Origin of the sequence: Luteimonas sp. J29 (assembly GCF_000472505.1) — a bacterium.
GTDB lineage: Bacteria > Pseudomonadota > Gammaproteobacteria > Xanthomonadales > Xanthomonadaceae > Luteimonas.
Map to the genome: position 1 here is coordinate 254,776 of NZ_AWZR01000002.1, position 13,453 is coordinate 268,228.

Annotated in this window: 12 protein-coding genes; 5 read left to right on the forward strand and 7 right to left on the reverse strand. The window is 73.0% G+C overall.

Annotated elements, in window-relative coordinates:
• Positions 1-8 precede the first annotated feature (8 nt).
• The 7 genes from LUTJ29_RS0104015 to LUTJ29_RS0104045 form a co-directional block, all read right to left on the reverse strand.
• Positions 9-944, reverse strand: coding sequence for a nucleoside hydrolase (locus tag LUTJ29_RS0104015; protein ID WP_027071421.1), 936 nt, complete (start codon positions 942-944; stop codon positions 9-11).
• Positions 945-1,016: 72 nt separating this feature from the next.
• Positions 1,017-3,116, reverse strand: a complete 2,100-nt coding sequence (recG, locus tag LUTJ29_RS0104020; protein ID WP_027071422.1) for an ATP-dependent DNA helicase RecG — start codon at positions 3,114-3,116, stop codon at positions 1,017-1,019.
• Between the two features lie 12 nt (positions 3,117-3,128).
• Positions 3,129-3,512, reverse strand: a complete 384-nt coding sequence (locus tag LUTJ29_RS0104025) for a RidA family protein (RefSeq protein ID WP_027071423.1) — start codon at positions 3,510-3,512, stop codon at positions 3,129-3,131.
• Positions 3,513-3,589: 77 nt separating this feature from the next.
• Positions 3,590-5,770, reverse strand: a complete 2,181-nt coding sequence (locus LUTJ29_RS0104030; protein ID WP_027071424.1) for a bifunctional (p)ppGpp synthetase/guanosine-3',5'-bis(diphosphate) 3'-pyrophosphohydrolase — start codon at positions 5,768-5,770, stop codon at positions 3,590-3,592.
• 230 nt (positions 5,771-6,000) lie between these two features.
• The gene (rpoZ, locus tag LUTJ29_RS0104035; protein ID WP_027071425.1) at positions 6,001-6,300 is read right to left on the reverse strand and encodes a DNA-directed RNA polymerase subunit omega; all 300 of its coding nucleotides are present in this window, start codon (positions 6,298-6,300) and stop codon (positions 6,001-6,003) included.
• A gap of 149 nt (positions 6,301-6,449) precedes the next feature.
• Complete coding sequence (gmk, locus tag LUTJ29_RS0104040) at positions 6,450-7,067, reverse strand: guanylate kinase (protein WP_027071426.1); 618 nt, start codon at positions 7,065-7,067, stop codon at positions 6,450-6,452.
• Positions 7,068-7,182: 115 nt separating this feature from the next.
• Positions 7,183-8,031 (reverse strand): YicC/YloC family endoribonuclease, encoded by an 849-nt coding sequence (locus tag LUTJ29_RS0104045; protein WP_027071427.1) that lies wholly within the window; start codon positions 8,029-8,031, stop codon positions 7,183-7,185.
• Positions 8,032-8,124: 93 nt separating this feature from the next.
• On the opposite strand from LUTJ29_RS0104045, the gene rph reads away from it, so the two are divergent.
• The 5 genes from rph (at position 8,125) to LUTJ29_RS0104070 (ending at position 13,414) form a co-directional block, all read left to right on the forward strand.
• Positions 8,125-8,850: a ribonuclease PH gene (gene rph, locus LUTJ29_RS0104050; RefSeq protein ID WP_027071428.1), complete on the forward strand. Its 726-nt coding sequence runs from the start codon at positions 8,125-8,127 to the stop codon at positions 8,848-8,850.
• Entirely contained in the window at positions 8,847-9,467 is a 621-nt protein-coding gene (gene rdgB, locus LUTJ29_RS0104055) for an RdgB/HAM1 family non-canonical purine NTP pyrophosphatase (RefSeq protein WP_027071429.1), read from the forward strand. The genes rph and rdgB overlap by 4 nt, the downstream gene beginning before the upstream one ends.
• Positions 9,464-10,660, forward strand: a complete 1,197-nt coding sequence (hemW, locus tag LUTJ29_RS0104060) for a radical SAM family heme chaperone HemW (protein WP_051322680.1) — start codon at positions 9,464-9,466, stop codon at positions 10,658-10,660. Before rdgB ends, hemW begins: the two co-directional genes overlap by 4 nt.
• A 76-nt stretch (positions 10,661-10,736) precedes the next feature.
• Entirely contained in the window at positions 10,737-13,070 is a 2,334-nt protein-coding gene (locus LUTJ29_RS0104065) for a DUF1631 domain-containing protein (protein ID WP_043740343.1), read from the forward strand.
• Positions 13,067-13,414 carry a PilZ domain-containing protein gene (locus LUTJ29_RS0104070; protein WP_027071432.1) on the forward strand — a complete coding sequence of 116 codons (348 nt, stop codon included), beginning with the start codon at positions 13,067-13,069 and terminating at the stop codon, positions 13,412-13,414. Before LUTJ29_RS0104065 ends, LUTJ29_RS0104070 begins: the two co-directional genes overlap by 4 nt.
• The last annotated feature ends 39 nt before the right edge of the window (positions 13,415-13,453 follow it).

The window sequence follows — 13,453 nt, forward strand, 5'->3', positions numbered from 1 at the left end:
GTCGCCCCTCAGGCGCCGAGCGCGGCCCGGACCCGGGCCTCGAACCGGGCCTGGTCGTAGCGCAGCAGGATCCGGGCGTTGTCGGGCGCCCCGGTCTGGCGGCTCCAGTCCACCACCGTGGCGCCCCGGGCCGGGCCGTGCTCCAGGCAGACCTCGAGCGGCCGCTCGGCCAGCTCCAGCGCCCCGTCCGGCGCCAGCGCCCAGGCCATGGCCAACGGGTCGGCCAGGAACCAGCGGTCGCCACGGCGGTCGGCGGACCAGCGCCGGGTCCGGCGCGAGATCGCCTCGTAGAAGCGCGCGTGCGGGGTGTCGGCCGCCAGCCAGCCTTCGGCCTCGGCATGCGGCAGACCGTGGGCGACGGTCGCCTCCCAGTCGGCCAGGTCGAAGCGCGGGAAGGCGCGGAACACGATCCGCGCCGCCTCCGGGTCGAAATGGATGTTGAATTCCGCCGCGGGGGTGATGTTGCCGCGCGCGGTGACCGCGCCGCCCATCACCACCAGGCGCGCGATCCGCGCCGGCAGGCCCGGGTCGAGGGACAGGGCCAGGGCCAGGTTGGTCAACGGCCCGAGCGCGACCAGCACCAGGCGCCCCGCGTGCTCGCGGGACAGGCGCAGGATCGCCAGCGCCGCATGCCCGTCCGCGACCACGCGCGCGGCCGGCGCGTAGCCGGTGTCGCCGAAGCCGTCTTCCCCGTGCACGTAGGCCGCGTCCGGCGCCGGATGCAGCAGCGGCGCCGCGCAGCCGGCGAACACCGGCACGTCCGCGCGCCCGGCCACCTCGCACAGCTTGAGCGCATTGGCCACGGTGTGGCGCAGGCCCACGTTGCCGGCCGAGACGGTCAGCCCGACCACGCGGTGCGCGGGGTCGTCGAACGCCATCAGCAGCGCCAGCGCGTCGTCGACGCCCGGGTCGGTGTCGATCAGCAGGGGGATCGGTTCGGACATCGGCAGGATCCGTTCGGGCGGTCCATTGTCCCCGTTCCCGGCCCGGCGTGGGGAATGGCCCGCGCCGCCGCGTCAGGCCCCGGCGTAGCGCGCCGCGCCGCCGATCCAGCGGTCGACCAGCCGGTCGGCGACATCCGGGGCCTGCGTGGCCAGGACCTCGCCGATGCGGTGCACGTCCGGCAGCAGGTCGGCATCGCGGGCCAGGTCGGCGATCCGGAACTCGGCCAGGCCGGTCTGCCGGGTCCCGAGCAGCTCGCCCGGGCCGCGCAGCTCCAGGTCCTTCTCCGCGATCACGAAGCCGTCGCTGGTCGAACGCATGGTCTCCAGCCGCTGCCGGGCCATCTGCGACAGCGGAGGCTGGTACAACAGCACGCAGCTCGAAGCCGCGCTGCCCCGCCCCACCCGCCCGCGCAGCTGGTGCAGCTGCGACAGGCCGAGGCGCTCGGCATTCTCGATGATCATCAGCGAGGCATTGGGCACGTCGACGCCCACCTCGATCACGGTGGTGGCGACGAGCAGGTCGAGTTCGCCGCGCTTGAACGCGAGCATCGTCGCCTGCTTCTCCGCCGCCTTCATCCGTCCGTGGACGAAGCCGACGCGCAGCTCCGGCAGCGCGGCGGTGAGCTGCTCCCAGGCGGTCTGCGCGGCCTGGGCGACGACCTCGTCGCTCTCGTCGATGAGGGTGCACACCCAGTACGCCTGGCGCCCTTCCGCGCAGGCGGTGCGGATGCGCTCGATCAGCTCCGGCCGCCGCGACGCGCCGAGCACCACGGTCTGCACCGGAGTGCGGCCGGGCGGCAGCTCGTCGATCGCCGAGACGTCGAGGTCGGCATAGGCCGCCATCGCCAGCGTGCGCGGGATCGGGGTGGCGGTCATCACCAGCTGGTGCGGCACGCGGCCGCCCTGCGCGCCCTTGTCGCGGAGTGCCAGGCGCTGGTGCACGCCGAAACGGTGCTGTTCGTCGATGATCGCCAGCGCCAGGTCGGCGAACACCACGCCCTGCTGCATCAACGCGTGGGTGCCCACCACCAGCTGCGCGGCGCCGCTGGCGACGTCGGCCAGCGCCTGGCTGCGCGCGCGGCCCGTGACCTTGCCGGCCAGCCACGCCACGCGCACGCCCAGCGGTTCGAGCCAGCCGCGCAGGTTCGCCAGGTGCTGCTCGGCCAGCAGTTCGGTGGGCGCCATCAGGGCCGCCTGGCGGCCGCTGCCGATCGCCAGCAGCGCGGCCAGCGCCGCGACCACGGTCTTGCCGCTGCCCACGTCGCCCTGGACCAGGCGCAGCATCGGCGAGGGCCGGGCGAGGTCGGCCCGGATCTCCCCGAACACCCGCTTCTGGGCGCCGGTGAGCGCGAACGGCAGCGAGGCCAGCAGCGCGTCCACCCGGCCGCCGTCGTCGACCAGCACCGGCGCGGCGTGCGCCTGCAGGGCGATGCGCTGGCGGCGCAGGCTCAGGTGGTGGGCCAGCAGTTCCTCGAGCGCCAGCCGCCGCTGGGCGGGATGGCGGCCGGCCAGCAACGCGCCGACGTCGGCATCGCGCGGCGGCCGGTGCAGCGTGACCAGCGCCTCGCGCAACGACGGCAGTCCTTCCGGCAGGCAGCCAGGCGGCAGCAGTTCGAGTTCTTCCGCGGGCGGCAGCTGTTCGAGCGCCTGCGCGACCAGGCGCCGCAGCGTGCCCGGCCCCACGCCCTCGACCGCGGGATAGACCGGGTCGAGCGCATCGCCGAGTTCGCCCGCCTCGCCCTCGTCCAGCACCCGGTAGCTGGGATGCACGATCTCGAGTCCCTGCTGCCCGACGCGCGGCGTGCCGTAGGCGCGCACCCGCGCGCCGACCCGGAACTGGTTGACCTGCTGCGAACGGAAGTGGAAGAAGCGCAGCACCAGGGTGCTGCGCGACTCGTCGCCGATCGCCACCCGCAGCAGCGGCCGGTAGCGGAACCCGCGCTCGACCGCCTCCACCCTGCCCTCCACCTGCGCCGCCACGCCCGGCTGCAGCTCGCGCAGCGGCGTGATCCGGGTCCGGTCCTCGTACTGGCGCGGCAGGTGCAGCCACAGGTCCTGGACCGTGGTCAGTCCGCGCGCGGCCAGCTTTTCGGCCATCACCCGGCCGACCCCCGGCAGGGTGGTCAGGGCGCGGTCACCGGCGACGGCCAGCGCGGGGGCGGGTTTGGCCATTCGGCGCGAGGGTCAGCCGGTCACCATGATCGCGTCGACCTCGAACAGCACGCCCTTGGGCAGCGCCGACACCTCGATGGTCGAGCGCGCGGGGTACGGCGCCTCGAAGTACTCGGCCATCACCCCGTTGACCGTGGCGAACTGCGACAGGTCGGTCAGGTACAGGCCCAGGCGCACCACGTCGGCGAGCGAACCGCCAGCGGCCTCGGCCACCGCCTTGAGGTTGTCGAACGCGCGCCGCGCCTGTTTCTCGATGCCACCGGCGACCACCTCGCCGGTGGCCGGATCGAGCGGGATCTGGCCGGACAGGAACACGGTCGCGCCGGCGCGCGTGGCCTGGGAGTAGGGGCCGATCGCGGCGGGCGCGCGCTCGGTCTGGATCGGGGTGCGGGGCATCGCGCGTCTCCGTGGCGTGGATGCGGCCGATTATAGGTCGCGGCCGCGCGGCGGCCGCCCGGCGCGGCGCGCGCCGGCTAGGCGCGACGCACGCCGTGGACCACGCCCAGGCGGCGGGTGCGGCGGATGACGTCGGCCAGGTGGGTGCGGTCGCGCACCCCCAGCGAGAAGCGGATGACGGCGACGTTCGCGTCGCGCTCAAGGTACTCCACGCCCTCGATGTTGGATTCGGCCTTGGCGATCGCCGCCGCCACCTCGGCCAGCGAACCGGGCTTGTTCTCGGTCTCGATCACCAGCGCCACCGGGTACTCGCCGATCACCTCGCGGTCCCAGCCGATCGCCACCCAGCGGTCGGGCGACTTGCGGTAGTCGGCGACGTTGGGACAGTCCATGCGGTGCACGACGATGCCCTTGCCTGTGGTGTGGTAGCCCATGATCTCGTCGCCGGGGATCGGCATGCAGCAGTTGGCGAAGCTGATCACGCCGCGCTCGTGACCGGTGATCAGGATCCGTTCGCCGCGGCGCTGCACGGGCTCGGAGCCGGCGGACTGCGCGCCACCGGGCGCCGGCTGCTTCTGCGCCAGCGCCAGCGCCACCTGCGTCGGCATGCGGTTGCCCAGCGCGATGTCGGCCAGCAGCTCCTCCAGCCGCGGATAGCGCAGCTCGGCGAGGAAGGCATCGAGCCGGTCCTGCGGAATGCGGTCGAGAGACGTGCCCACGTCCTCCAGCGCGCGGTCGATCATGCGGTGGCCCAGGCTCACCGCATCCTCGTGCTCGAGCTGCTTGAGCTGGGCGCGGATCGCGGTGCGCGCCTTGCCGGTGACCACCACCTCCAGCCATTGCGGCTTGGGGAACGCGGACTTCGCGGTGACCACCTCGACCGACTGGCCGCTCACCAGCTTGGTACGCAGCGGCACAAGCTTCTTGTCCACGCGCGCCGCCACCGCGGTGTTGCCGACGTCTGTATGCACCGCGTAGGCGAAGTCGAGCGCGGTGGAGTTGCGCGGCAGGGCGAGGATGTCGCCCTTGGGCGTGAACAGGTAGACCTCGTCGGGGAACAGGTCGACCTTGACGTTCTCCAGGAACTCCAGCGACGACCCCGTCGCGCGCTGCGACTCGAGCAGGTTGGCGATCCACGAGTGGGCGCGCGCCTGGGCGCCGCTGGCGGCGGTGCCGTGCTTGTAGGCCCAGTGCGCGGCGATGCCGCGCTCGGCGATCAGGTCCATCTCCTCGGTCCGGATCTGGACCTCGATCGGCGAGCCGTAGGGCCCGAACAGCACCGTGTGCAGCGACTGGTAGCCGTTGGCCTTGGGGATCGCGATGAAATCGCGGAAACGCCCGTCCAGCGGCTTGTACACCGAATGCGCCACGCCCAGCGCGCGGTAGCAGTCGCCCACCGACTGGACCACGATCCGGAACCCGAACACGTCCATCACCTGGGCGAAGGTCTTCCCCTCGCTGCGCATCTTGTTGTAGATGCTCCACGGCGACTTGACCCGGCTCACCAGCCGGTATTCGAGTCCCTCGGCGGTGAGCCTCTGCGCCAGCTGGGCCTCGATCTTGGCCATCGCCTCGCGCCGCACCATCGGCTGGCTGCGGATGTGCTTCTCGAGGATCAGGTGGCGCAGCGGATGCAGGGCGTGGAAGCCGCGGTCCTGCAGCTCGGCCTTGATCAGGTTCATGCCCAGGCGCTGGGCGATGGGGGCGTAGATCTCCAGCGTCTCGCGCGCGATGCGCTGGCGCGCGGGCCCCGGCTGCGCTCCGAGCGTGCGCATGTTGTGCAGGCGGTCGCTGAGCTTGATCAGGATCACGCGCAGGTCGCGCGCCATCGCCAGCATCATCTTGCGGAAGCTCTCGGCCGCCGCCTCCTGGCGGCTGCTGAAGTACAGCTTGTCCAGCTTGGTGACGCCGTCGACCAGTTCGGCCACGGTCTCGCCGAATTCGGCGGCGAGCTGCTCGCGGGTGAGCGGGGTGTCCTCGATCGTGTCGTGCAGGATCGCCGCCACCAGGGTCTCGACGTCCACCTTCTGCTCGGCGAGCACCTTGGCCACCGCCACCGGGTGGGTGATGTAGGGCTCGCCGGACTTGCGGGTCTGGCCGGCATGGGCGGCGGCGCCGACCGCCCAGGCGCGCCGCAGCAGCGCGCGCTGCTCCTCGGGCAGGTACGAGGCCGCGCGCTCGAAATCGAGCACGTAGTCGGGCACGTCCGCGTCGGACGCGGAAACGGGCTGGACCAGCACGGGCTCGCCGGGATTCATGCTGCGAGCCTAATTCGTAGGTCGAAATTGGGGAATAGGGCGGCGCCGCGCGGCCATCGGCGCTTCAGCAGCGCGCGGCGGCCGGCCGGCGAACGCGCCGCCCCACCCGGCGCGGGGGCGGGTCGCGCCGCCCGGACGCGCGAAGGCCCCGCCGGGGCGGGGCCTTCGGGGCAACAGGGCTGCAGGATGCACGGGCGCCGGCGGCGCGGAATCCGGCAGCAGGCGTTGCCTCAGTCGTCGCCCTTCATGTCGTCGTCGCCGGCGACCACCTCGGCGGCAGCCCACTCCAGCGCCTCGCGCTCCTTGCGCTCGCGCTCGGCCTTGTCGACCGCGTCGATGTAGTCCTGGTCGATGCGGCGCGCGGCGATCTCGCGCAGCGCCAGCACGGTCGGCTTGTCCTGGGCTTCGGTATTGTCGATCTGGGGCTCGACGCCGTTGGCGAGCTGGCGCGCGCGCTTGGCGGCCATCATGACGAGCTCGAAGCGGTTGTCGACGACTTTCAGGCAATCTTCAACGGTGATGCGGGCCATGGGACTCCCGGCGGCCGGCAGGCCGTCGATCTGGATGGATGCGGGACCGGCCATTGTACCGGCACCGGGCGCCATTGCAAGCGCCGCCCATGGAAATCAAGCACTTGCCCGGGCTTCCGGCGTCCCGGCCCGGGGCCGGGCGCCCCGGCTCACCCCGCGGCCAGCAGCGCCTCGATCAGGGCCGCGTGCCGCTGCTGCTGGCGCTCCCGGCGCAGGCGGCTGGCCGCGAAGACCGCGCACATCTCGTCGACCGCGGTCTCGAAGACCTCGTTGACGATGATGAAGTCGAACTCGCCGTGGTGCGACATCTCCTCGCGCGCGTTGGCCATGCGCCGGGCGATGGTCTCCTCGCTGTCCTGTCCGCGCTTGCGCATGCGCTCCTCGAGCGCCGCGCGCGAGGGCGGCAGGATGAACACGCCCACCGCGTCGGGCACCTTGGCCTTGACCTGCTGCGCGCCCTGCCAGTCGATCTCCAGCAGCACGTCGCGGCCGGCGGCCAGCTGCGGCTCGACCGACTGCCGCGCGGTGCCCTTCCAGTCGCCGTGCACCTGGGCGTACTCGAAGAAGTCGCCGGCGGCGATCATCGCCTCGAAGCGGTCGGCGCTGACGAAGTGGTAGTGCTCGCCGTCGCGCTCGCCCGGGCGCGGCGCGCGCGAGGTGAACGAGATCGACAGGCAGATGTTGCGGTCGCGCGCCAGGCAGGCGTTGACGATGCTCGACTTCCCCGCCCCGGACGGGGCGGCGACGATGAACAGGGTGCCGCGCATGGCGGCCTGGCTGGTGGTGTGGTGGGGTTGACTGGTCACGGCGTGCGCCCGGCCGGCCGGAAACGGGCCGCCATCGTACCTGCTCTGGCCTGACGGGGTTCGCGCACGTGTCCGGCTACTCGATGTTCTGGACCTGCTCGCGGATCTGGTCGATCAGCACCTTGAGCTCGACCGCGGCGCGGCTGGTGCGCGCGTCCACCGACTTCGAGCCCAGGGTATTGGCCTCGCGGTTGAACTCCTGGAGCAGGAAATCCAGGCGCCGGCCCACCGGCTCGCGCTGGGTGAACACCCGCCGGATCTCGTCGACGTGACTGGCCAGCCGGTCGAGCTCCTCGTCGACGTCCAGCTTCTGCAGCGCCAGCACCAGCTCCTGCTCCACGCGGCCGGGGTCGGCGGCCTGGGCGAGTTCGGCCAGCCGCGCCTGCAGGCGGGTGCGCTGGGCCTCGCGGATCTCCGGCACCAGCGCGCGCACGTCGCCGGCGATGCGCTCGATGCCGTCCACCCGCTCCAGGATCGCCGCCACCAGCTTGGCGCCCTCGCGCTCGCGGCCGGCGATGAAATCGTCGAGCACCGCGTCCACCAGCTCCAGCACCTGGGCATGGAGTTCGGCCGGATCCACGCCCTGCGACTGCAGCACGCCGGGGAACTGGAGCAGCTCGACCAGGCCCACCCGCAGTTCCGGGAAGTGGCCGCGCAGGCGCCCGGCCAGCTCGCCCAGGCGCTGCACCAGGGCCTCGTCGAGCTGCAGCGAGACCGTGCCGTCGCCGGGACGCAGGCGCAGGGTCAGGTCGAGCTTGCCGCGCGACACGCGGGCCGCGATGCGCTCGCGCAGCGCCGGTTCCAGCGCGCGCAGTTCGTCGGGCAGGCGCGTGCCCAGTTCCAGGAACCGGTGGTTGACCGCGCGCAGCTCGCAGCCCAGCGTGCCCCAAGGGGTGGTGCGCTCCCCGGACGCGTAGGCGGTCATGCTTCGGATCGGCATCGCGGTTCCCCTGCGCCGGGCCTCCGGCGAGGCGCCAATGGTAATCTGGCGCCCCGTTTTTTGCCGGAACCGCAGCACATGAACATCGCCCGCCCCAGCGGTCGCGCACCCGACCAGATGCGCGAAGTCCGCATCGAGCGCGGGTTCACCCGCCACGCCGAGGGTTCGGTGCTGGTGTGTTTCGGCGACACCCGGGTGCTGTGCACCGCCAGCGTGGACAACAAGGTTCCGGCGTTCCTGCGCGGCAAGGGCGAGGGCTGGGTGACCGCGGAATACGGGATGCTGCCGCGCGCCACCCATTCGCGCAGCGACCGCGAGGCCGCGCGCGGCAAGCAGGGCGGCCGCACCCTGGAGATCCAGCGCCTGATCGGGCGCGCGCTGCGCGCCTGCGTCGACCGCTCGGCGCTGGGCGAGCGCACCATCACCCTGGACTGCGACGTGCTGCAGGCCGACGGCGGCACCCGCACGGCCGCGATCACCGGCGCCTACGTGGCGCTGGTGGACGCGGTGCGCTGGCTGCAGTCGCGCCGCGAGATCACCCGCGACCCGGTGTTCGGCGCGGTCGCCGCGGTGTCGGTGGGCATCTGGCGCGGGGTCCCGGTGCTCGACCTCGACTACGCCGAGGACGCCGGCTGCGACACCGACATGAACGTCGTGATGAACGACGGCGGCGGCTTCATCGAGCTGCAGGGCACGGCCGAGGGCCACGCATTCCGTCGCGACGAACTCGACGCGCTGCTCGGCCTGGCCGAAGGCGGCATCGCCACCCTGCTCCGGCACCAGCGCGAGGCGCTGGCGCGATGAACGCGGTCGGGCGCACCCTGGTCCTGGCCTCGGGCAACGCCGGCAAGCTCGAGGAGTTCCGCGCCCTGTTCGCGGGCCGCGGCTTCGAGGTGCGCACCCAGGCCGAGTTCGGGGTCGAGGACGCCGAGGAGACCGGCCTGACCTTCATCGAGAACGCGCTCCTGAAGGCGCGCCACGCCTGCCGCGCCACCGGCCTGCCCGCGCTGGCCGACGATTCGGGGCTGTGCGTGGACGCGCTCGATGGTGCGCCCGGCCTGTATTCGGCGCGCTACAGCGGCGGGCCGCGCAACGCCGAACGCAACATCGACCGCCTGCTGCGCGAGCTCGACGGGGTCGCCGACGCCGACCGCGGCGCGAGCTTCGTCTGCGCCCTGGCGCTGCTGCGCCATCCCGAGGATCCGCAGCCGGTGGTGGTCGAGGGCCACTGGCGCGGGCGGATCCTGCGCGAACGCCGCGGCAGCGGCGGCCATGGCTACGACCCGGTGTTCCTCGACCCCGCCCACGGCCAGACCGCGGCCGAGATGCCGCTGGGCCTGAAGAACCGGATCAGCCACCGCGGCCAGGCGCTGGCGTTGCTCGTCGAGCGGCTGTCGGCGATGGCGGCGTCCCCGCGATGAACACGCCCGGCGCGGTCGCCGCCGGCGCCGACGCCCCCGCGCTGGTGCCGCCGCCGCTGTCGCTGTACGTGCACCTGCCCTGGTGCGTGCGCAAGTGCCCGTACTGCGATTTCAACTCGCACCAGGCGCGCGGGGCGCTGCCGTTCGACGCCTACGTCGATGCCCTGCTCGCCGACCTCGACCACGACCTGCCGCTGGCTTGGGGCCGGACCGTGCACAGCGTGTTCTTCGGCGGCGGCACCCCGAGCCTGTTCCCGCCCGCGCAGATCGACCGCTTCCTGCAGGGCGCCAGCGCGCGGCTGCGGTTCGCGCCTGGCCTGGAGGTGACGCTGGAGACCAACCCCGGCACCGCCGAGCACGGCCGCTTCGAGGACTACCGCGCCGCCGGGGTCAACCGGATCAGCTTCGGCATCCAGAGCTTCGACGACGGCTGCCTGCGGCGGCTGGGCCGGATCCACGACGCCGCCCAGGCGGAGGCCGCCGTGCGGCTGGCGCAGGACGCCGGCTTGGACAACCTCAACCTCGACCTGATGTACGCGCTGCCCGGGCAGACGGCGGCGATGGCCCTGCGCGACCTGGAACGCGCGATCGCGCTCGCCCCGGCGCATGTGTCGCACTACCAGCTCACCCTCGAGCCCAACACCGTGTTCGCCGCGCGCCCGCCCGAAGGCCTGCCCGACGAGGACCAGGCCTGGGAGATGCAGGAGGCCTGCCAGGCGCGCCTGGCCGACGCCGGCTACGCGCAATACGAAGTCTCGGCCTATGCGCGGGCGGGCCGGCAGTGCGCGCACAACCTCAACTACTGGCGCTACGGCGACTACCTCGGCATCGGCGCCGGCGCCCACGGCAAGCTCACCCTGGGGGCGCAACAGCAGGTCCTGCGGCGGTGGAAGGTCAGGCACCCGACCGCCTGGCAGGCGGCGGCGGGCAGCCCGGCGGCGATCGGCGGCGACGAGTACGTTGCGCCGCAGCAACGACCGTTCGAATACATGCTCAACGCACTGCGGCTGGTGGAGGGTTTCAGCCTCGGCGCGTTCCAGGCCCGTTGCGGACTGCCGGTCGACGCCATCGCCGCGCCCCTGGCCGAGGCCATCGACCGCGGCTGGCTGGAGCGCGACGGCGACCGCGTGGCCCCCACCGCCCTCGGCCGCCGTTTCACCAACGACGTCGTCGCGCTGTTCCTGCCCGGCTGAGCGCCTGCCGCGCCGGCCATTGGCCGCGGCGCCCGCGGCATGACACTATTGGCTGAATCGTTCCCGCTTCGTCCTGATGCCCGCCACGCTTCCGCCCGAAACCGCGGCCCCCAGGTCGCTCGCCGCCGCGGGACTGCCGCCCCGCGTGCGCAAGGCGCTCGAGGCGGCGCTGGCGATGGTCACGGACGACGTCGAGCCGCACATGGGCGCGATGCTCGACGAGTTCGAGGAAGAGCTGTTCCGGCTCGCCGACCAGGCCCGCAATCCCGGCGTCGAGTCGGGCTACATGCAGACCCTGCGCACCTTCCGCCTCAATCGCGCCGACCTGGTGCCGCGCTTCATCCTCGAGCTCGAGGCGCAGGTGGCGGCGATCCGCACGCCAGCCTCGCCGACCGCGCCCGCCACCGGCACCGCCCATTTCGGCTCCGCGCCGTCGTCCGGCTTCGGCACCCTGAGCCTGGTGGACGAGTCGGTGATGGACGAGGACACGGTGCTGCGCGAGATCGCCGCGCGCCAGGAAGGGCGCGCCAACCTCGCCCTGCACCTGCTCGGTCAGCGCTTCGGCGTGCTCGCCGGCGCGCCCGCGTTCGACACCGAGCGGCTTCCGCTGGGACCGCAGGCGCTGTGCCGGGCGATGCGCGCGGCGGCGCATGCGCTGGACATCGAGCACGACTCGCGCCTGCTGCTGTACCGGATCTTCGACCGCCATGTCATGCAGGGCTACTGGCGGGTGCTCGACCGCCTCGACGAACTGCTCGACCGCGAGGGCATCCTGTCCGGCCTGACCTACGTGCCGGTGCGGATCCGCCCCGCGCCGCAACCGCGCGAACCGGCCGAGGCCACCGGGCAGGAGGCGTCTGCCGAGCCGGCGCGCGGTCCCGACGCCCAGGCCGCGTCCGGCCAGGGCCGGGCGGCCTACCACTCCACCGATCCTCAGCGGCCGCACACCGGCTGGATGGGCGAGCCGATCGAAGACGTCGACGAGGACGAACAGCTCGCCTCGCAGCAGCTGCAGCAGCTGCTCAACAGCCGCCGCGAACTGCTCGGCAAGCTGCGCCCCGGCCGCAAGGCCGCCCCCGGCGCGCTGATGCCGACCGACGAGGTGTTCTCGGCGCTCGGCCACCTGCAGGGGCAGTCGCTGACCGCCGGCGGCGCGCCCCAGACCCTGGCCGACGTCAAGCAGACCCTGCTCGCGCAGGCGCGCCAGCGCCGCGGCGTGCACGCCGAACTTTCCCCGCGCGACAACGACGCGTTCGAACTGCTCGGGATGCTGTTCAGCAACCTCGAGGAGGAGATCCGCTCCAGCGCGCCCGCCGCCTCGCTGGTCAAGCGCCTGCAGGTGCCGCTGCTGCGCGTCGCCCTGCGCGACAGCGCCTTCTTCGTGCGCAGCCGGCACCCGGCGCGCCAGCTGCTCAACACGGTGGCCGAGAGCGCCGCCAAGTGGCTCGACGACGCCGACTTCGACCCGCAGTTCCTGCAGCCGCTGCAGGCCGCGGTCAACCACGTCATCGAGGAGTACCACGGCGACCTGGAGGTGTTCACGGCCTCCAACGAGCAGCTCCAGACCCACCTGCAGGCGCAGATCCGCAAGGCCGAGCTGCTCGAGAAGCGGCACGCCGAGGCGGCGCGCGGCAAGGAGAAGCTGGAGATCGCCAAGCTGCGCACGGGCGACGTGATGGCCGACCTGGTCGGCGACCGCCGCCTGCCGCACTTCACCCGCGCCCTGCTCAACCAGGCCTGGGCCGACGTGCTGACCCTGACCCTGCTGCGCCAGGGCGAGGACTCGGAAGCCTGGGAGCGCCAGCTCGACGCGACCCGCCGGATCATCGACGCCTGCAGCCGCGACGACGCGCCGAGCGACCCGGGGCTGGTGCAGCACATCGAGGCTTCGCTGGCCCAGGTCGGCTACCACGGCGAGGAAGCCAGCGTCATCGCCCAGCGGCTCACCAGCAGTCGCGCCGACGAGGACGAGGACGAGCCCGCCTCGCGCACCGAGCTGGCGATGAAGCTCAAGGCGCGCACCCGCCTGGGCGAGGACGCCGAGCGCAAGAAGCCGCAGCTGCCACCGCGCACGCCGGAGGAGCAGGCGCGCTACGAGCAGCTCAAGGTGATGCCGTTCGGCACCTGGATCGAGTTCGTCACCAACCAGCAGGGCGACGTGGTCCGCCGCCGCCTGTCGTGGTTCAGCCCGATCACCGACCGCGCCCTGTTCGTCAACCAGCGCGGCCAGCGCGTGGGCGAGCAGTCGCTCGACAGCGTGGCGCGGATGCTGGCCGCCGGGCAGGCGCGGATCGTCACCGCCGGCCAGGCGCGCCTGGTCGACCGCGCCTGGCAGGCGGCGATGCACGCCCTGCGCAGCTTCGCCGGCCTCGGCGACAGGAACGCGGGGACGGAGGGGGCGCCGGCATGATGCACGAATTCCGCCGCGCCAAGCGGCGCAAGGCCTCCGACACCATCCTGGTCACCGACGTGATGACCGAGCGGGTGATCGGCCGGATCGGCAACCTGTCCGAAACCGGCATGCTGCTGATCGCCAGCGAGGCGCTGGCCGACGACGCCCTGTACCAGCTCCGCTTCACCCTGCACGACGGCACCTCGGCCCAGCAGGTCGACGTGGGCGCGCACCTGCTGTGGCGCGACCGCGCGAGCGCCCCGACCCAGGTCTGGGCGGGCTTCCGCTTCATCGCCGTCTCCGAGGCGCAGGCGCGGCGCCTGCGGGCGTGGATCGAGGCGCCGGGCAGCCACTACGAGTAGCGCCGCGCGCCGCCGTCGCGGCGTGGTCCTGCAGCGGCG